Genomic DNA, 17,424 nt, shown 5'->3' with positions numbered 1-17,424 from the left:
ACATGAGCACCCCAAGCGTCGAGCCCGTCCTCCTGCCCGCCAAGCGGCGGCTGGCCCAGTTGGCGATGCTCGCCTTCGCGGTCGTGATCGTGATGTTCGCCTACGCCAACGTGGGACTGGCGATCGACAAGCAGATCCCCGCCGGCATGCTCACCTACGGCCTCGGCCTGGGCGGCCTCATGCTGGCCGCCTACTTCGTGCTCGCCAAGTTCGCGCCCTGGGCCGACCCGCTGATCCTGCCCCTGGTGACGCTGGTCAACGGTCTCGGCCTGGTGGTCATCTACCGCCTTGAGGCGGCCGGCATGGGCGGGGCCTCGGCCAGCACCCAGCTGCTGTGGACCGCCATCGGGGTCGTCATGTTCTCCGCGACGCTGATCGTGCTGCGCGACCACCGCGCGCTGCAGCGTCTGACCTACACCGCCGGCGCGGTCGGCCTCGCCCTGCTCATCGCGCCGATGCTGCCGTTCATCGGCAAGGAGATCAACGGCGCCCGCATCTGGATCAAGATCGGCGGCTTCACCCTCCAGCCCGCCGAGTTCACCAAGCTCGCCCTGGTCGTCTTCTTCGCTGGCTACCTGGTCGCCAAGCGCGACGTGCTGGCCCTGGCCGGCCGGCGGCTGCTGTTCATCGACCTGCCCCGCGCCCGCGACCTCGGCCCGATCCTCATCGTCTGGGGTTTCAGCCTCGGCGTGCTGATCCTGCAGAAGGACCTCGGCTCCTCCCTGCTGATCTTCGGCACGTTCATCGCGATGCTCTACATCGCCACCCAGCGCACCTCCTGGGTGCTGATCGGCATCCTGCTCTTCGTCGGCGGCGCGATCCTCGCCGGGATGGTCTTCGACCACGTGCACGCCCGTTTCGAGGTCTTCCTCGACCCGGCGAACAAGGAGCTCTACGACCGTGAGCTCGGCGGCAGCTTCCAGCTCATGCAGGGCCTGTTCGGCATGGGTCAGGGCGGCGTGCTCGGCGCCGGACTCGGCCAGGGCCACCCCGATCTGATCCCGCTGGCCTTCTCGGACTTCATCTTCGCCGCCACCGGCGAGGAGCTCGGCCTGACCGGGCTGATGGCCCTGCTGATGGTCTACGCCCTGCTGGTGGAGCGCGGCCTGCGCACCTCCATCGCGGCCCGCGACCCGTTCTCCAAGCTGCTGGCGGGCGGGCTGTCGTTCATCCTGGCCTGGCAGGTCTTCATCATCGTCGGCGGCGTCACCAACCTGATCCCGCTGACCGGCCTGGTCACCCCGTTCATGTCACAGGGCGGCTCGGCGCTGCTGGCCAACTGGATCCTCATCGCATTGTTGGTACGCATGTCGGACGCGGCCAGGAAGCCGCCGCCCCAGGCCATCCAGGACGAAGGAATGACGCAGGTGTTCCAGCGATGAACGGCCCCCTCAAGCGCGCCGCCCTGGCCTGTCTGCTCATGTTCGGCCTGCTCATGATCAACGTGAACTACCTGCAGGCCGTGAAGGCGGAGGACCTGAGCGCCGACTCGCGCAACGTCCGCAACTTCTACAACCGCTACGAGGTCGAGCGCGGCCGGATCACCGCGGGCGACAGGGTGCTCGCCGAGTCCGTGGACACCGGCGGCAACAAGTTCCGCTTCCAGCGGCGCTATCCCGAGGGCAAGGTCTACGCGCCCGTCACCGGCTTCTTCGCGCCGGAGAGCGTACGCGACATGGAGGGTGCCGAGAACGACCTGCTCAACGGGACGAGCGCCGACCTGCTGATCCGGCGCAGCATCGACCTGTTCACCGCCAAGAAGACCAAGGGCGCCAACGTCGATCTGACGATCAACCCCAAGGCGCAGGAGGCGGCCTACAAGGCACTGGGCGCCAGCGGCAGGAAGGGCGCGCTGGTCGCGATCGAGCCGAAGACCGGGGCGATCCTCGCCATGGTCTCGATCCCCACCTACGACCCCAACCTGCTGTCCAAGCCGGACAAGGCCACGGTCAACAAGGCCTACAACAAGCTGGCCAAGGACGAGGACCAGCCGCTGCTGGACCGGGCGATCGAGCGCACCTACCCGCCGGGCTCGACGTTCAAGGTGGTCACCCTGGCCGCCTACCTGGAGAGCGACGACACCGTCGGCCCGCAGACCGAGGTGGACGCCCCGCAGCGGCTCCAGCTTCCCAACACCACCGCCAGCCTGCCCAACTACGGCGGCGCGGCGTGCGGCGCCGGACGGGTGACGCTGTCGTACGCGCTGGAGAAGTCCTGCAACACGCCGTTCGCCAAGATCGCCATGGAACTCGGCTACGACGCCCTCAGCGACCAGGCCAAGAAGTTCGGCATCGGCGGCGACCCGCTGGAGATCCCGATGGGGGTCGCGGGCAGCGGGATCGGCCCCGACGTGGACAAGGCCGCGCTCGCCCAGACCGCCATCGGCCAGCGCAGCAACCAGATGACCCCGCTGCAGATGGCCATGATCGCCGCCGGCATCGCCAACAACGGCGTGGTCATGAAGCCGTACCTGGTGAACAAGATCGCGGACGCCGAGGGCGGCGAGATCGACAGCGCCAGCCCGCAGGAGCTGTCCACCGCGATGAGCGAGGACAACGCGGCCAAGCTGCGCGAGATGATGGTCAACGTCGTCAGCAAGGGCACGGCCAACGCCGCGCAGATCCCCGGCGTGACCGTCGCCGGCAAGACCGGCACCGCGGAGACCGCCCCGGGCAAGCCGGCGCACGCATGGTTCATCTCCTTCGCCCCCGCCGAGGACCCCAAGGTCGCCCTCGCGCTCATCGTCGAGTCGGGCAGCGCCGGTGACGACGCCTCCGGCGGCCACACCGCGGCGCCCATCGCCAAGAGCGTGCTGGAAGCGGTGCTGGGTAGATGACCGCGTTGCTCGGAGGCCGATACCGCCCGCTGGGGCGGATCGCGACGGGCGGCATGGGCGAGGTCTGGCGGGCCAGGGACGAGCTGCTCGGCCGTGAGGTGGCGGTGAAGCTGCTGCGCCGGCACGTGGCGGCCGACCCGGCCTTCCGCGAGCGCTTCCGGCGGGAGGCCAGAATCGCGGCGGGACTGGCCGACCCCGGCATCGCCCAGGTCTTCGACTACGGCGAGGCCGACGACGTCGCCTACCTGGTGATGGAGCTGGTCCCCGGCGAGTCCCTGGCCGGCATCCTGTCGCGCGACGGCAGGCTGAGCGCCGAGGTCACCCTCGATGTGGTCTACCAGACCGCCAGGGCCCTGCGGGCCGCGCACGCCTCGGGGATCATCCACCGGGACATCAAACCGGGCAACCTTCTGGTCACCGAGACCGGTGTGATCAAAATCACGGACTTCGGCATCGCCCGGGCGCTGGAGGCCTCGCCGATGACCCAGACGGGCACCGTGCTCGGCACCGCCCAGTACCTCAGCCCCGAGCAGGCCTCCGGAGATCCGCTGACCTTCGCGACCGACGTCTACTCGCTCGGCGTGGTCGCCTACGAGTGCCTGGCGGGCCGTCCGCCGTTCGTCGCCGACACGCAGGTGGCGATCGCGCTCATGCACCTGGGCGAGACGCCGCCGCCGCTGCCCGAAAGCGTGCCGCCGGCGGTGCGCGAGCTGGTCATGGCGTGCCTGTCGAAGGACCCCGGCCGGCGTCCGGCCGGGGCGGAGGCACTGGCCGAACGGGCATACGCGCTGCGCGAGTCGCTCTCCACCACGGGCGCCGCCGACCTGGCCATGCTCACCGACCCGGCGGGATGGCGGGTGGAGCCCGCGGGCGAATGGCCCCGGGAGGTCGCCCCCGCCCTGACCACGCCCCAGGCGCCGGACGCGGGTCCGGGCACAGGTCCGGGCACGGACTCCGGTCCTGTCGCGGGGACGGGGTTCGGTCCCGTTCCGGTGCGTCCGGCGCAGGCCGCGCCGCCTCGGCGCGGCCTGCGCCGCAGAACGGTGATCGTCGCGGCCGCGGCGGGGTGCGCGGCCGCCGTCGGGCTGGGCACGCTGCTGGCCCAGGACATGCTGGGCCACGGCGGCGACGGTGAGCCGGAGAAGCCGGTCGTGCCGTCGAGTTCGGCCACCAGGACGCCGACGGTCCGGACGACCAAAAGCAGGCCGGTGACGAGCAGATCGCCGGTTCCACCGGCGAAGCCGCTCCGCCCTTCCCCCACGCCTTCGGCTACGGTAAGCACATCGGCCACACCCAGCCCCCGGCCGACGAAGTCGCCACCACCCAGCCCCAGCCCGACTGCTTCGACCCCGACGCCTACCCCCCCGACGGCGACACCAAGTCTCACACCAAGCGCCAATCCCAGCTCCGGCGACACAGAGCCGCCGAAAGGGGAGACGTGATGCGGCAACGGGCCGATGATGGACACCGGTGGCTCAAGAGCTCGCCGGCACCCAAGATGAACGGTAAGGGACAGTGCAGGAAATGACTCAGCCTCGACGCCTCGGCGATCGCTACGAGCTTGACGGCGTCGTCGGGCGTGGCGGCATGGCCGAGGTATATCGCGCCCGAGACATCCGGCTGGATCGGATCGTCGCCATCAAGACCCTCCGCGCGGATCTGGCGAGAGACCACATCTTCCAGGCCCGCTTCCGCCGGGAGGCGCAGTCCGCCGCGTCGCTGAACCACCCGTCCATCGTCGCGGTCTACGACACCGGCGAGGACGTGGCGGGCGGCGCGCCGGTGCCGTACATCGTGATGGAGTTCGTCGACGGCCGCACGCTGCGCGACCTGCTGCGGGCCGACCGGCGGCTGCTGCCCGAGCGGGCGGCCGAGCTGGTCGACGGGATCCTGCGGGCACTGGACTACAGCCACCGCGGCGGCATCGTCCACCGGGACATCAAGCCGGCGAACATCATGATCACCAACAACGGTGACGTCAAGGTGATGGACTTCGGCATCGCCCGCGCGATGGCCGACTCGGCCGCGACCATGACGCAGACCGCCCAGGTCATCGGCACCGCGCAGTATCTGTCGCCGGAGCAGGCCAGGGGCGAGCGGGTGGACGCCCGCAGCGACATCTACTCCACCGGCTGCGTGCTGTACGAGCTGCTGACCGGGCAGCCGCCGTTCACCGGAGACTCCCCCGTCGCGATCGCCTACCAGCACGTGCGCGAGGACCCGATCCCGCCGTCGCAGATCGACCCGGAGATCCCCAAGTGGGCCGACGCCATCGTGCTCAAGGCGATGGCCAAGGACCCGGCACAGCGCTACCAGAGCGCCGGGGAGATGCGGGCCGACATCCAGCGGGCCATGTCGGGCATCCCGATGGACGCCCAGACGATGGCGCTGGCCAACAACTACGGCTCGGCCACCAGGACCATGGCGGCCCCCGGCGCCGGCGGACCGGCCACCCAGCGCACCACCGCCGTCCCCGCCTACGAGTACGGCACGGAGGAGGGCGGCGGACGCGGTGAGCGCGGTCGTCGCCGGCAGCAGAACAACGGCAACACCGCCGTCAAGACCGCCGCGTGGATTCTGATCCCCCTCCTGGTGATCGGCGCCTTCATCGGGGTCGGATACATGTTCCTCAGCTCCCCCGGCGACACCGCCCAGAAGGGCACGGTCAAGGTCCCCTCGCTGACCTCGCTGACCGTGGGCGCGGCGACCAAGTCGCTGGAGGGGCTCGGCCTGAAGGTCAAGACGGTCGAGAAGTTCGACCCGGAGGCGGAGAAGGACACGGTCATCGAGACCGACCCGGCGGCCGGCACCGAGGTCGAGAAGAACAGCGAAGTCACGCTCACCGTCTCCAAGGGTGAGGAGAAGGTGACGGTGCCCAACGTGGTCAACATGACCACGGACGAGGCCAAGGCCGCCCTGGAGGGTGCGGAATTCCAGGTGGCCGTGCAGACCATCGCCTCCAGCGGCCCGCAGGACAAGGTGCTCAAGAGCGAGCCCGCCGCCGGGAAGAAGGCCCCCAAGGGCTTCACGGTCCGGATCTACGTCCCCAAGGATGCCGTCGTTCTGCCGAGCGTGATCGGCCTGACGCTCGGCGACGCGCAGCGGACGCTCAGGCAGATGGGTTTCAAGGTCAAGGTGGTCGAGAACGAGAGCGACCAGCCGAAGGGCACCGTGATCAACCAGTCCCCGGGGGCTGACGCCAAGCTCCAGCCGAACACCACGATCACCCTGGTCGTCTCCAGCGGGCAGGCCCCGCAGCCGACCGAGGATCCGGTCCCCACCCAGGACCCGAACATCACCGACCAGCCGCAGCCGGACGAGACGGAGACCGAGGACCCGTTCATCACCGAGGCGCCCAGCGACGATCTGGGCGGCGGCTGATCACCGCTTCATGAGGACGGCCCCCGCCATCCGGCGGGGGTCGTTCCCTTTTCCCGGGAGCTTCCCGGGGGCTTCCCGGGCTTTCCCGTTCCCAGGGGCTTCCCGGGAGCTTTCCGGGCTTTCCCGGGGGCTTCCCGGGGGCTTCCCGGGCCTCGGGGAGAGCCGGGCCGTATCTCCGGGAGAGCCGGGTCGTCGCGAGGTCGGGGAACGGGCCGCCGGAACATGGAAGAGCCCTTCCGCCACTCGGGGGCGATGGCGGAAGGGCTCTCACTGGTTAGTCGTTCAAGGCGGTCGCGGTGTTACACGATTCCCGCGAGCCAATTTCCGAGCAGCCGGTGGCCGTGCTCGGAGATCACCGATTCGGGATGGAACTGCACGCCTTCGACGGGTGCGGTGCGGTGGCGCAGGCCCATGACCAGGCCGTCGTCGGTGGAGGAGGTGATCTCGAGAACCTCCGGGACGGTCTCGGCGACGACCGCCAGCGAGTGGTAGCGCGTCATGGTCACCGGCGACGGCAGTCCGGCGAAGACACCGCGGCCGTCGTGTGAGATCGCGCTGGTACGGCCGTGCATCAGCTCCGGAGCCCGCGTCACGGTGGCGCCGTGGGCGATCGCGATGACCTGGTGGCCGAGGCAGACGCCGAGCAGGGGAAGGCCGCGGGCCTCGCAGTAGCCGACGAGCGGGACGCTCACCCCGGCGTCCTCGGGGGTGCCGGGACCCGGGCTGATCAGAACCCCGTCGAAGCCGGCCGCGTCCTCGACCACGACGTGGTCGCGCGGGCGCACGTCACAGGTGGCGCCGAGCTCGCGAAGGTATTGGACGATGGTGTGGACGAAGCTGTCGTGGTTGTCCACGACGAGAATGCGGGTCATCAGCCGACCGTGGTGTGATCGAAGGGAACGCGGGGTTCGAGCCAGGGGAACACGACGTACCAGAGTACGGCCGCCGCCAGCCCGGCCAGCACCACCGCGAGAAAGACCTTGGTCGCTAGGCCGCCGGGGAGCAGCCGCCAGATCCAGCCGTACACGAGACTCCTCATCTGCTCATCCGCGACGGTCCTCGGTGCTGTCCAGCTCGCCGAAGACGATGAGCCGCTGGGCGGCGGAATACTCCGGATGGCAGGTGGACAGGGTGATGAGGGCGTCGGTGGGCTTGCGGCCCGGCTTGCCGGGAACCGGGGCGATGACGTCGACCTCGGTGGGATCGACGACGCGGGTGCCGGTGACGTGGTAGGTGTAGCGGGCCTCACGGGCGTCGACCACGATGTCGTCGCCCCGGCGGAGCTCGCCGATCCGGTTGAAAGGGGCGGCGTAGGTGGTCCGATGCCCAGAAAGCACGAAATTTCCTGCTTTTCCTGGCATTGCAGATCCAGGGTAGTGCCCGGGCCCCATCCGCAGTTGCTCCGCCCCCACTCCCTCCACGACGGCATAGCGATAGTCGCGTCCGAACTTCGGGATCCTGAGCAGCGCCATCGCCCCGCCCAGCCGGACGGGGCCGAGCTTGGCGGGCTCCTTCTTCCTGAACTCCTTGAGGAGCTGCTTGCGCAGCGCCGTCTGCTGCTGAACGGTGTAGGCGCCGGTTCCCCAGAGGAGGTAAGCGCAGAAGAGCAGGACGACCACTCCGGCGGTGACACCCAGCTCCCCGAAAGCTCTCAGAGCGGCTCTCATGAGCTCAGGCTAGTGACGGCGGATCATCCCGAACCGGCACGGAGCAGGTCGTTGATCCAAGGTTTGCACGGTGATGATCCCTTCTGGGATCGCCATGTCCCGTGTGCGCCGACTATTCTTACTCGGGTCTTCGCCCACCAGCGATTACGCTAGCCGACATAGCCTGCGCACGATCCGGATCGCGCAGGGTTGACGCAGGAGAACCCCAGTGCCCAAGTCCAAGGCTCGCAAGAAGGCGGTCTACACCCCGCCGCAGACAACCCAGCAGGTCAAGATGAGCCCGCGCTGGCTGGCGCCGGTCATGGTGGCCTCCTGGATCATCGGGATCCTGTGGATCGCCGTCTACTACGTGGCGCCCACCGCCCCGCTCATCGGTGCCCTGACCAACTGGAATCTGCTGATCGGGTTCGTTTTCATCATCTTCGGTGTGGTGTTGTCCACTCGCTGGCGTTAGTTTTTTCCACAGAATTTATCCACACCCTGGGGAAGCATCAGGGTGTGGATCAGCCGGAGATGCCGAACTGGGACAGGACGGCGTACGGCGGCAGCAGCGTGACCAGCGCGATGAGAATCACCAGCAGCACCGCGCAGCCTCCCCACTGGACCATGTTGCGGCTCTTCGGCGGGGCATAGGCGAAAATCCCGCCCACCAGGGCGCCGACGACCAGGCCGCCCAGGTGCCCCTGCCAGCTGATGCCGGGAAACACGAAGGTGAGCACCGTGTTGACGCCGATCAGCAACAGCACGCTGCGGGCGTCGTAACCGAGCTTCTTGGCGACCACGAACAGCGCGCCGAACATGCCGTAGATCGCTCCTGAGGCGCCCACGGCGGCGATGCCGAACAGGTAGACCGCGACGGACCCGCCGAGCGCGGAGAGCAGGTAGAGCGCCAGGAACCGGGCAGAGCCGAGGCCGCGCTCCAGTTGGGGGCCGATGACGTAGAGGGCCCACATGTTGAACAGGATGTGGCTGAGCGCGAAGGAGCCCACGCTCAGCGGCATGTGCAGGAAGGCGCCGGTGATCAGGCGCCACCACTCGCCGCGGTAGGCGACGTCGAGGGAGTTCATCTGGAAGGTGCCCAGCACCCAGTTGGCGCCCAGGGTCTCCACGACGTAGGCCAGGACGTTGACGGCCAGCAGCGCCCAGGTGACCCGGGGCGTGGTGACCGCCAGGCCGCCGAAGGCGGATCGCGCCTGCCGTACCGTCTTGTTGCCCTGGGCCACGCACTCGGGGCACTGGAAGCCGACCGAGGCGTCGCGCATGCAGTCGGGACAGATGGATCGTTCGCAGCGCTGGCAGCGCACGTAGGTCTCACGGCCCGGATGACGGTAACACGTGGGAACCGCGGCGGTGTCAGACTCGCTGGGTGGCTGGGTGGTCATGGCGTGTCGCTGGCCCCTTCGACCGTGCTGTTATCCACAGACTGCCAGCCTATTCATGATCCCGAGCATCCGTACACGTCGAAACGGCGGCCTCCGCGCGGAGGCCGCCGTTTTCGGACTGTCAGCCCTGGACGCGGTCGATGGTGACCGACTCCAGGACGACGGGGTCCTTGGGACGGTCCCGAGCGTCGGTGTCGGTCTTGGCGATGGCGTCGACGACGTCATGGCCCTCGACGACCTCACCGAAGATGGAGTGCTTGCCGTTCAGGTGCGGCGTGGGCACGACGGTGATGAAGAACTGCGAGCCGTTGGTGCCGCGGCCGAACTGGATGCCGGCGTTGGCCATGGCGAGCAGGTAGGGACGGTTGAAGTAGAGGTCGGGGTGGATCTCGTCGTCGAACTTGTAGCCCGGGCCACCGGTGCCCTGACCGAGCGGGTCGCCGCCCTGGAGCATGAAGCCGTCGATGACCCGGTGGAAGACCGTTCCGTCGTAGAGCTTGGCGGTGGTCTTCTCTCCGGTCTGCGGGTTCACCCACTCGCGGGTGCCCTCGGCCAGCTCGACGAAGTTGCGCACGGTCTTGGGCGCGTGGTCCGGGAAGAGCTGGATCTTCACGGTGCCGCGGTTGGTCTTCAGGTTCGCGATCAACTTCTCAGCCACGATCGGATTGCCCCCTTCTGGTGTTGGCTAAAGCCTGTGCAACATGCAGTTCTTGTGATGTTTCGATGATTGCGGCCGTAGCCGGTCCATCTAAGCATCCTCCCATGACCGGTCATGATTGAGCCGCGTTCGAGCGGGCAGGGGAGGCAACGGGGCCCCGACGACTGGGGAGGTTGACGTGCCTCTAGCACAATTTGGAAAGCGCCACATCGAGATCGTGGTACCGAACACGCGGCTGGGCCAGGTGAAGGCCCAGGTCGCACGCGCTGCCGATCGAGTAGGCCCGATGGCCGGGCATGCCCGTGACACGGCCAGCGGAATGGCCACCCATGCCCGTGACACGGCCAATGCGAAGGTCTTCGTGGCCAGGGGGTGGGCGGCGCCGAGATTGGACGCCGCGGCGCACTCCCTCGAAGAGCAGATCGCGCCGAAGGTCAGTGCGATCTTGTCGCAGGCGGCCAGCAGGATCGATCCCACACCGGTGGCGAAGTCTCGCAGATGGCCGGTGGTCCTGCTGTTCACCGGCCTGGCGGTCGGAGCCATCGGCTTCGCGATGTACCGCAAGAGCACCAGCCAGTGGACCGAGGCGATGAAGGACAACATGTCCGACGCGTCCAGCTGGGTGGGGCAGAAGACACACGCCGCGACGGACAAGGCAGCCGAAATGGCCCACAGCGTCAGGTCGAAGGCCGGCGCCACGGCAGAGGAAGCCGGCACCATGGCGGAGCAGGCCGGTGACAAGGCCGACGCCACGGCGAACCAGGTCTCCAAGAAGTTGTCATGATCCATGGGGGTACGGCCCGCACCCGGATGGTGCGGGCCGTACCCCCATGTATTGACTCTCCTACCAAGCGCTTGTTAGATCGTGTTCCTCAGGACTGAAGGAGCACCGATGACGCTGTCGCCGCTCGACGACTATCCCGTCCACCAGTCACCCGACGTGATGCGGCATGTCGCGACCTCGGACCGTAACTTCTACGACCGCTACTACTTCAACTGCCACGCCGGTTCCGACGAGCTGATGCTGATCGTCGGAGTCGGCCAGTATCCCAACCTCGGCGTCACCGACGCCTTCGCCTGCGTACGTCACCGAAACCTGCACCGGGTCGTCCGAGCCTCCCGAGAGCTCGGCGACGACCGGATGAACACCCGGATCGGCCCGTTCCGCGTCGAGGTGATCGAGGGACTCAGGCGGCTGCGGATCGTGCTCGAACCCAACGAGCACGGCCTGTCCTACGATCTGACCTGGGACGCGACGATTCCGGCCACTTTGGAGCCTCGGCACTTCGTGCGCTGGCAGGAGCGGGTCATGTTCGACTCCTCCCGGCTGGCCCAGACCGGCCGGTGGACCGGGCACATCATGATCGGCGACGAGCGCGTCGAGGTCACCCCCGACCGCTGGCAGGGCACCCGCGACCGTTCCTGGGGCATCCGCCCGGTCGGCGAGCCGGAGCCGCCCGGGATCCAGGCGCGCAACGCCGGCACCTTCTACTGGCTCTACGCACCCGTCCAGTTCGACGACCACGCCATCCTGTGCATCGTCCAGGAGGACGAGAAAGGCCGCCGGGTGCTGGAAGAGGCGGTTCGGGTGTGGGGGTTCGGGTCTCCGCGGGAGGGCGAGGAGGAATATCTCGGACGTCCCGAGTACCGCCCCGAATACGTGGCGGGCACCCGGGACGTCCGAGAGGCGACGATCTCCTTCTGCCCGCCGGGAGGCAAACCCTTCGACCTGCGCTGCACTCCGATTCTCCCGGTGCACCTGATGGTGGGCACCGGATATGGCCTGGAACCGGACTGGAAGCACGGCATGTATCAGGGTCCCGGCCCGGTGGTCCAGGGTGTCACCCACACCCTGCCGCAGGACGCCGCCCGCATGTGGGGCCTGGTCGACGCGGTCGGCCGGTTCGAGTACGACGGCCACGTCGGCTACGGCCTCTACGAGTACTGGGCCCTGGGCCCGCACCCGTCCTTCCCCGACGCCTGAACCCGCGCCTTCCCCGGAGACCCGACGCCCGCGCGTCCGTTCCGGAGCCGGAGCCCGCGGGCCGCACCGGTCCCCGTCCGGTACGGCTCGCGCCGCGGGGACTTACTTCCCGGCCTCTTCGGACCTCTGCGCCTCTTCAGGCCCCTGAGCCTCTTCGGACTTCTGGGCTTCCTCGGACCTCTGGGCCTCGGCCTTCATATCCGCCAGCGGGCAGGCGATGACGTCGAGCGGCGTGCCCGGCACGGCCGTGGCGGGCACGGCCTCGGCCATCCGGACGTCGTCGGACAGCCCCTTCTCCAGGTGGACCTCACCGTCACGGGACGAGAAGACGCGGACCTCCCCGGCGGGCTTCGAAGCGTCGAGCGGGGATGCCGGAACGGTAGGCGTGGCGGGCACGGCCTCGGTCACCCGGACGTCGTCGGACAGCCCCTTCTCCAGGCGTGCCTCGCCCTCGCGGAGCGAGAAGACCCGCACCTCCCCGGCTTCGGCCCGCTTCGAGGGGTCGAGCGAGGGCGCCGGGACGGCGGGCACACTGGACGTACTAGGTGTACCGGGCTCAGTGGGCGTCGGTTCGGTGCTTTCGTTGCTCTTCTCCCACACCCCGCCCTTGGCCTTCTCCCACATCCCGCCCTTGGCCTGGAGGTCCTTGATCTCGGCCTCGGTGAGCCTGCGCACCGTGACCGTGTCCTGGTCGGCGACACCCTGACACACGACGGTGACGGCCGTCCTGTCGGAGGGAGCGGGAACGGGAGCAGGAGTGTCGGAGGCGTTGGCCGCACCGGTCAGGGTCGCCATCATGGCGCCGGCGGTGACCACGGCCGCGGCGAGGAAACGGATACGCATTCTTGCTCTCCTCGGTTGATCGGATATGACGGCCACACCGTCCCGTACGCCACCTGAACCCAGGCTGAACGCGGCCGAACCCGTCTTCAGGTTGGCTTTAGGTCGGGTGCGGCACGCTGGGCGGCATGCGCGTGCTGCTGGTTGAGGACGAAAAACGCCTGGCCGATCTACTGAAGGGCGGGCTGGCCGGTGAGGGGTTCGCCGTGGACGTCGCCCACGACGGGCGCGACGGGCTGTGGATGGCGAGCGAGAACGCCTACGACGTGATCGTGCTCGACGTCATGCTGCCCCGCTTGAACGGCTACACCGTCTGCGCCAGGCTCCGCGAGGCGGAGAACTGGACGCCGATCCTGATGCTCACCGCCAAGGACGGGGTGCACGACGAGGCCGAGGCCCTGGACACCGGCGCCGACGACTTCCTGTCCAAGCCGTTCTCCTACGTGGTGCTGCTGGCCAGGCTGCGCGCGCTGGTGCGCCGGGGCGGCGGGGCCAGGCCGGTCTCCATCACGGTGGGCGACCTGACCGTCGACCCGGCCGGGCTCCGCTGCCGCCGGGGGGAGGTGGAGATCCCGCTGACCCCTAAGGAGTTCGCCGTGCTGCACGGCCTGGCCCGCAGGCCGGGTGAAGTGGTCTCCAAAAGCGAGCTGCTCGCCCAGGCGTGGGACTTCGCCTACGACGGTGACCCGAACATCGTCGAGGTCTACATCAGCGCGCTGCGCCGCAAGATCGACTCTCCTTTCGGCCGGTCGTCCCTGGTGACCGTACGCGGCGCCGGATACCGGCTGGAGGCCTGAGGTGCCTCGTCCGCCGCTCCAGAGCATGCCGGTCCAGAGCATGCCGGTCCAGAGCATGCCGATCTGGGGCCTGTCCGTCCGGGTCCGGGCGACGCTCGCGGCCACCGCCATCGTCGCCGTCGCGCTGGGCGTCGCCGCGGCGGTACTCGTCGGCGTGCTCAAGGGCAGCCTCGTGGAGAGCGCGTCGGCCGAGGCGGCCCGGCGCGCCGACGTCACCGCCGAACTGATCTCCGTCAGCCCGTCCGTCGCCACCGGCCGGCTCGACGCCGAGACACTCGACCCGGACATTCAGATCATCGAGAAGGGCGACCTGCCCGCCGAAAAATGGCAGGCCATGGCTCAACCGGCTCAACCGGCTCAACCGGCCCAGACTGCCGGTTCCGGGCCGGGTCTCTCCCCGGCGATCACCGTCTGGGAGCCTTTCACGCGGACGACCGGCACCCGGCCCGCCGTCACGAACACTCCCCGACCGGCCTTGGGACCGAGGACGACCGCCCGTCGGGCAGCCGACGGGGAGAGCGCCGTATCCGCCAAGCGGTGGGCGCCCGCGGGCTTGTTCACCGTGGCCACCATGCCCGTCGAGACCAGCCAGGGCGTGGTGGTCGTGCAGGCCAGGGCTTCCCTGGAGCCGACCAGGGCGGCGCTGCGGACCCTGCAGGGGCTACTGCTTCCCGGTATCCCCGCGCTGCTGGCGCTGGTCGCGGCCCTGACCTGGCTGGCGGTCGGCCGGACGCTCGCGCCGGTCTCCGCCATCCGCGCCGAGATGGCTGACATCACGGCCAACGACCTGCATCGCCGGGTCCCGGTGCCACGGTCCCGCGACGAGATCGCCCGTCTCGCCGAGACCATGAACCGCACGCTCGACCGCCTGGAACTCGCCGTCGATCGGCACAAGCGCTTCGTCGCCGACGCCGCCCACGAGTTGCGCAGCCCGCTGGCCGTCCTGCGCACCCGCCTGGAGCTCGCACCGCCCGAGCCGTTGGTGGCCGAGGCCCTGACGGACGTGGACCGGATCCAGACGCTCACCTCCGATCTGCTGCTGATGGCCCGCCTGGACGCCGGTGAGCCGGCCTGCCCCGGAGAGGTGGACCTCGGCCAGGTCGCGGCCGAGGAGGCGACCCGGTCCCGGCCCCGGCCGGAGGTCCGGGTCGGGCTGGAGGTGGCCACCGACGTGGTGGTCAGCGGCTCGGCCGAGGAACTGCGCCGCCTGGTGGCCAATCTGGTGGACAACGCGGTACGGCACGCGGACTCCGCGGTCACCGTCCGGCTGACCCGGGACGGAGACGACGCCGTGCTGGACGTGTGCGACGACGGGCCAGGAATCCCGGTCGAGCACCGTGAGGCGGTCTTCGACCGGTTCACCCGGCTGGACGAGGCACGCGACCGGGACGCGGGCGGATCCGGGCTCGGGCTCGCCATCGCCCGGGACATCGCGGTCCGGCACGGCGGCACCCTGGACGTCGTCGGGGAGGGCAGAGGAGCGCGGCTACGTGCCCGCCTTCCCGCGCGGTGAGGCGCGGGAACCGGGACCTCCGCGGTGCGATCCGCCTCAGCCCAGCGGGAGCATGTAGGTCGCCGTACGGTGCTCGACCTTGAATCCGGCGCGGGTGTACAGGCCCAGGGCCCCGGTCGGGTTGGCGGCGTCCACGCCCAGCCCTGCCTTCCCGTAGCCCTGCGCGCGGAATTCGGTGAGGGCGTGGGCCAGCAGTGCGCCGGCCACGCCCCGCCCCCGCCATTCGCGCAGGGTGCCGATGATCTGGACCCACGCCTCGCGGACCCCGGTGACCTCGGTGTCCGCCTCGAAATAGTGGGTGAGCAGCACCGCCACGATCTTCCCCGATTCCTCCTGGGCGAGGAACGATCCTTCTGGACGGAACGCCTGCACACCGACGATGCTGCTCTTCCAGCTCTCCGGGGTGTGCGGCACGCTGCCCCAGTGGTCGGCGAAGGAGAGGTTGCGCACCTGGCGGGCGGCCTCCTCCATGTCCTCGCGGTAGGGGACGATCCTCAGCCCGCCGGGCAGGCCGGTCGCGGGGGTGGTGGCCGGGATCGCCGGGATCTCCGATCCCAGGTCGTGGCTCATGCCGTAGAACCACCGGACGGGGGTCATCCCCGCACGGGCGACCAGCGCGGTGGCGCCTTCGTTCCCCTCGAACACGCTCATCAGGAGTTCGAGGGGCCGACCGGGGAAACGGCGTCCGTGCAGCACCGGCGTGTTCCGGATCGCCCAGTCGAGCAGGTGGCCGCCGAGGCCGCGACGACGGTAGTCCGGATGCACCGCGCCCCACAGGTTCATCTGGTGGACCGGGTCGGCGGCGGGGCGGCAGGCGGTGAGACCGAAGGCCACCATCCTGTCGCCGTCCCAGGCGGCCAGGGTGCCCTCGGCCAGGTCGAGCAGCGGGTTGTCGAGGTCGTCGGCGAGGTCGTCGGCCCCGTAGTTCTCCCCGACGCGGTCCGCCCTCTCGACGTCGGCGAGCAGCTTCGCCCACGTGCCCACGTCGTTCTTCGTCAGCGCGCGCCATTCGAACAGCATGATCCGGAGCATACGAGGCCGTGCGACTGGGCGGCGAGAGGTTTTTCACTGCCCGGAGCCGCCGGAGCGGTGCCGTACCGCACGAACCGGGCCGCGCGAGACCGCACAAGCCGGGCCGCACGAGACCGCACGAACCGGGCCGTACGAGACCGCACAAGCCGGGCCGTACGAGACCGCACAAGCCGGGCCGCACGAACCGGGCCGCACGGGACACCGCCCTGCCTTTTGCGCCTTCGCCCGTGCGGACGTCCGGTCCGCCCACGAGAGGGCGCCCGGCACGCTCAGAGCAGGCGCACCGGGCAGTCCAGCTCCCTGCCGATCCGTTCGACTCCCGTTGCGAACCCGTCGCGCGTCCTCGCGCGGAAGCCGAGGAAGAGCCGGTTGGCCAGGGGGACGGCCCAGCGGCCGGAGCTCGCGACGTTCAAGACGCGATGGGTGAGAAGGGTTCCTTCGGGGTGCGGATCGAGGGTGTACTCCCCCCGGTACCACCATCCGCCCTGGGTCGCGAAGGTCCGGCCGGCCACCTCGACGGCCATCGCGTAACCCTCCAACCGCAGGGTGAACCGCTCGGGACCGCCTTCGATCACGCCGCCGATCGGGGAGATCAGCCAGGCGTTGTCGGGTCCGATCGGGCCGGGGCGCACCGTGAGCACCAGCCGCTCCACCCGCTCGATCGGCGTCGCGATCACACCGGCGGCCTCAAACAGCAGGGTCTTCTTCATCCGGCTCTCCCAGCAGGTTGGCGTTGAGGTCGCTCGTCCAGGTGAACTCCCCCGATCCGAGCCGGTCCAGGACGCTGCGCACCCAGCCGAGCTCGGCGTCGCGCAGCGCGCGTTCGCACTCCAGCTCCAGCAGGAGCAGGCGGGGAAGCCCGCTCTCCTCCAGGCTCTTCATGTGCGCGTCGCAGGCGAAGACCGCGCTCTCCAGCGCGGCCGCTCGGGTCAGCAGCGCCCGCTCGGCCTCGGGCACCGGCAGGCAGCCGATCAGCGAGACCGCGGCGAGGAACCCTCGCGTGTCCGCCCCCGGCTCGCTCAACAGCCGCCGCAACCGGGTCGCCAGCTCCGCCCGTCCCTCACCGGTGAGCTCGTAGACCGTGCGCTCGGGACGGCGGCCCTCCCTGCTCGTCTCCACCGGCACGATCAGTTCGTCCCCGGCCAGGCGGCCGACCGCGTGGTAGAGGCTGCGAGGCAGCCCGGTCACGTAGTCCTTGTGCGTGTCGAGGATGAGGCGGTGCAGCTCGTAGGGATGACTCGGCTTGATCGACAGCAGCGCGAGCACGGTCAACCCGACCAGATCGGGACCTCTCACCGTCACCACCCAGGAAGTGCGCAATGCCTTATTGCATT

The 17,424-nt window shown here is 69.5% G+C and carries 18 protein-coding genes; 9 read left to right on the top strand and 9 right to left on the bottom strand.

The features are described from left to right. Positions 1-2: 2 nt before the first annotated feature. The 4 genes from ACQPYK_RS00550 (at position 3) to pknB (ending at position 6,217) form a co-directional block, all read left to right on the top strand. Complete coding sequence (locus tag ACQPYK_RS00550) at positions 3-1,382, top strand: FtsW/RodA/SpoVE family cell cycle protein (protein WP_433248457.1); 1,380 nt, start codon at positions 3-5, stop codon at positions 1,380-1,382. Next, positions 1,379-2,836: a peptidoglycan D,D-transpeptidase FtsI family protein gene (locus tag ACQPYK_RS00545; RefSeq protein WP_433248454.1), complete on the top strand. Its 1,458-nt coding sequence runs from the start codon at positions 1,379-1,381 to the stop codon at positions 2,834-2,836. Before ACQPYK_RS00550 ends, ACQPYK_RS00545 begins: the two co-directional genes overlap by 4 nt. Further along, the gene (locus ACQPYK_RS00540) at positions 2,833-4,278 is read left to right on the top strand and encodes a protein kinase domain-containing protein (RefSeq protein WP_433248451.1); all 1,446 of its coding nucleotides are present in this window, start codon (positions 2,833-2,835) and stop codon (positions 4,276-4,278) included. The genes ACQPYK_RS00545 and ACQPYK_RS00540 overlap by 4 nt, the downstream gene beginning before the upstream one ends. An 82-nt stretch (positions 4,279-4,360) precedes the next feature. Then, positions 4,361-6,217, top strand: a complete 1,857-nt coding sequence (gene pknB / locus ACQPYK_RS00535; protein WP_433248448.1) for a Stk1 family PASTA domain-containing Ser/Thr kinase — start codon at positions 4,361-4,363, stop codon at positions 6,215-6,217. A gap of 299 nt (positions 6,218-6,516) precedes the next feature. Here pknB and ACQPYK_RS00530 read toward each other — a convergent pair whose 3' ends face one another. The 3 genes from ACQPYK_RS00530 to ACQPYK_RS00520 are packed head-to-tail and all read right to left on the bottom strand — an operon-like array spanning position 6,517 to position 7,884. Continuing rightward, positions 6,517-7,089 carry an anthranilate synthase component II gene (locus ACQPYK_RS00530; RefSeq protein WP_433248445.1) on the bottom strand — a complete coding sequence of 191 codons (573 nt, stop codon included), beginning with the start codon at positions 7,087-7,089 and terminating at the stop codon, positions 6,517-6,519. Next, a complete protein-coding gene (locus ACQPYK_RS00525; RefSeq protein WP_433248442.1) occupies positions 7,089-7,256 on the bottom strand; it encodes a hypothetical protein in 168 nt (55 codons plus the stop codon). The genes ACQPYK_RS00530 and ACQPYK_RS00525 overlap by 1 nt, the downstream gene beginning before the upstream one ends. Positions 7,257-7,260: 4 nt before the next feature. Further along, a complete protein-coding gene (locus ACQPYK_RS00520) occupies positions 7,261-7,884 on the bottom strand; it encodes a class E sortase (RefSeq protein ID WP_433248439.1) in 624 nt (207 codons plus the stop codon). 208 nt (positions 7,885-8,092) lie between these two features. Here ACQPYK_RS00520 and ACQPYK_RS00515 point away from each other — a divergent pair, with 208 nt between their 5' ends. After that, complete coding sequence (locus ACQPYK_RS00515; RefSeq protein ID WP_433248436.1) at positions 8,093-8,338, top strand: cell division protein CrgA; 246 nt, start codon at positions 8,093-8,095, stop codon at positions 8,336-8,338. Between the two features lie 49 nt (positions 8,339-8,387). Here the strand turns inward: ACQPYK_RS00515 and ACQPYK_RS00510 are convergent, their stop codons facing one another. Both ACQPYK_RS00510 and ACQPYK_RS00505 read right to left on the bottom strand, forming a co-directional pair. Continuing rightward, positions 8,388-9,266 (bottom strand): rhomboid family intramembrane serine protease, encoded by an 879-nt coding sequence (locus tag ACQPYK_RS00510; RefSeq protein WP_433248433.1) that lies wholly within the window; start codon positions 9,264-9,266, stop codon positions 8,388-8,390. 121 nt (positions 9,267-9,387) lie between these two features. Next, positions 9,388-9,924, bottom strand: coding sequence for a peptidylprolyl isomerase (locus tag ACQPYK_RS00505; protein ID WP_433248430.1), 537 nt, complete (start codon positions 9,922-9,924; stop codon positions 9,388-9,390). Between the two features lie 178 nt (positions 9,925-10,102). Here ACQPYK_RS00505 and ACQPYK_RS00500 point away from each other — a divergent pair, with 178 nt between their 5' ends. Both ACQPYK_RS00500 and ACQPYK_RS00495 read left to right on the top strand, forming a co-directional pair. After that, positions 10,103-10,708 carry a hypothetical protein gene (locus tag ACQPYK_RS00500; protein ID WP_433248427.1) on the top strand — a complete coding sequence of 202 codons (606 nt, stop codon included), beginning with the start codon at positions 10,103-10,105 and terminating at the stop codon, positions 10,706-10,708. A 108-nt stretch (positions 10,709-10,816) separates the two neighbouring features. Beyond that, positions 10,817-11,908 (top strand): hypothetical protein, encoded by a 1,092-nt coding sequence (locus tag ACQPYK_RS00495; protein ID WP_433248424.1) that lies wholly within the window; start codon positions 10,817-10,819, stop codon positions 11,906-11,908. A gap of 102 nt (positions 11,909-12,010) precedes the next feature. Here ACQPYK_RS00495 and ACQPYK_RS00490 read toward each other — a convergent pair whose 3' ends face one another. After that, positions 12,011-12,751: a hypothetical protein gene (locus ACQPYK_RS00490; RefSeq protein WP_433248421.1), complete on the bottom strand. Its 741-nt coding sequence runs from the start codon at positions 12,749-12,751 to the stop codon at positions 12,011-12,013. A gap of 125 nt (positions 12,752-12,876) precedes the next feature. Between ACQPYK_RS00490 and ACQPYK_RS00485 the strand changes: the two genes are divergently transcribed. Then, positions 12,877-13,545 carry a response regulator transcription factor gene (locus ACQPYK_RS00485; RefSeq protein ID WP_433248418.1) on the top strand — a complete coding sequence of 223 codons (669 nt, stop codon included), beginning with the start codon at positions 12,877-12,879 and terminating at the stop codon, positions 13,543-13,545. A gap of 1 nt (position 13,546) precedes the next feature. After that, positions 13,547-15,058: a sensor histidine kinase gene (locus ACQPYK_RS00480; RefSeq protein ID WP_433248415.1), complete on the top strand. Its 1,512-nt coding sequence runs from the start codon at positions 13,547-13,549 to the stop codon at positions 15,056-15,058. Between the two features lie 36 nt (positions 15,059-15,094). Here the strand turns inward: ACQPYK_RS00480 and ACQPYK_RS00475 are convergent, their stop codons facing one another. From ACQPYK_RS00475 to ACQPYK_RS00465, 3 genes are all read right to left on the bottom strand, one after another. Next, positions 15,095-16,078, bottom strand: a complete 984-nt coding sequence (locus ACQPYK_RS00475) for a GNAT family N-acetyltransferase (protein ID WP_433248412.1) — start codon at positions 16,076-16,078, stop codon at positions 15,095-15,097. Between the two features lie 281 nt (positions 16,079-16,359). Beyond that, positions 16,360-16,800, bottom strand: coding sequence for a hypothetical protein (locus ACQPYK_RS00470; protein WP_433248409.1), 441 nt, complete (start codon positions 16,798-16,800; stop codon positions 16,360-16,362). Continuing rightward, the gene (locus ACQPYK_RS00465; protein WP_433248406.1) at positions 16,778-17,386 is read right to left on the bottom strand and encodes a PadR family transcriptional regulator; all 609 of its coding nucleotides are present in this window, start codon (positions 17,384-17,386) and stop codon (positions 16,778-16,780) included. The genes ACQPYK_RS00470 and ACQPYK_RS00465 overlap by 23 nt, the downstream gene beginning before the upstream one ends. Positions 17,387-17,424: the final 38 nt, after the last annotated feature.

The sequence above is a fragment of the Streptosporangium sp. CA-135522 genome, assembly GCF_050949235.1.
In the GTDB taxonomy this organism is placed as follows: Bacteria; Actinomycetota; Actinomycetes; order Streptosporangiales; family Streptosporangiaceae; genus Streptosporangium.
This window is presented reverse-complemented; position numbering and strand designations above follow the sequence as displayed.

Coding starts and splice junctions, on each gene's coding strand:
- ACQPYK_RS00550 (WP_433248457.1), top strand. CDS start 3: ATGAGCACCCCAAGCGTCGAGCCCGTCCTCCTGCCCGCCAAGCGGCGG.
- ACQPYK_RS00530 (WP_433248445.1), bottom strand. CDS start 7,089: ATGACCCGCATTCTCGTCGTGGACAACCACGACAGCTTCGTCCACACC.
- ACQPYK_RS00495 (WP_433248424.1), top strand. CDS start 10,817: ATGACGCTGTCGCCGCTCGACGACTATCCCGTCCACCAGTCACCCGAC.
- ACQPYK_RS00520 (WP_433248439.1), bottom strand. CDS start 7,884: ATGAGAGCCGCTCTGAGAGCTTTCGGGGAGCTGGGTGTCACCGCCGGA.
- ACQPYK_RS00525 (WP_433248442.1), bottom strand. CDS start 7,256: ATGAGGAGTCTCGTGTACGGCTGGATCTGGCGGCTGCTCCCCGGCGGC.
- ACQPYK_RS00490 (WP_433248421.1), bottom strand. CDS start 12,751: ATGCGTATCCGTTTCCTCGCCGCGGCCGTGGTCACCGCCGGCGCCATG.
- pknB (WP_433248448.1), top strand. CDS start 4,361: ATGACTCAGCCTCGACGCCTCGGCGATCGCTACGAGCTTGACGGCGTC.
- ACQPYK_RS00510 (WP_433248433.1), bottom strand. CDS start 9,266: ATGACCACCCAGCCACCCAGCGAGTCTGACACCGCCGCGGTTCCCACG.
- ACQPYK_RS00475 (WP_433248412.1), bottom strand. CDS start 16,078: ATGCTGTTCGAATGGCGCGCGCTGACGAAGAACGACGTGGGCACGTGG.
- ACQPYK_RS00485 (WP_433248418.1), top strand. CDS start 12,877: ATGCGCGTGCTGCTGGTTGAGGACGAAAAACGCCTGGCCGATCTACTG.
- ACQPYK_RS00540 (WP_433248451.1), top strand. CDS start 2,833: ATGACCGCGTTGCTCGGAGGCCGATACCGCCCGCTGGGGCGGATCGCG.
- ACQPYK_RS00470 (WP_433248409.1), bottom strand. CDS start 16,800: ATGAAGAAGACCCTGCTGTTTGAGGCCGCCGGTGTGATCGCGACGCCG.
- ACQPYK_RS00545 (WP_433248454.1), top strand. CDS start 1,379: ATGAACGGCCCCCTCAAGCGCGCCGCCCTGGCCTGTCTGCTCATGTTC.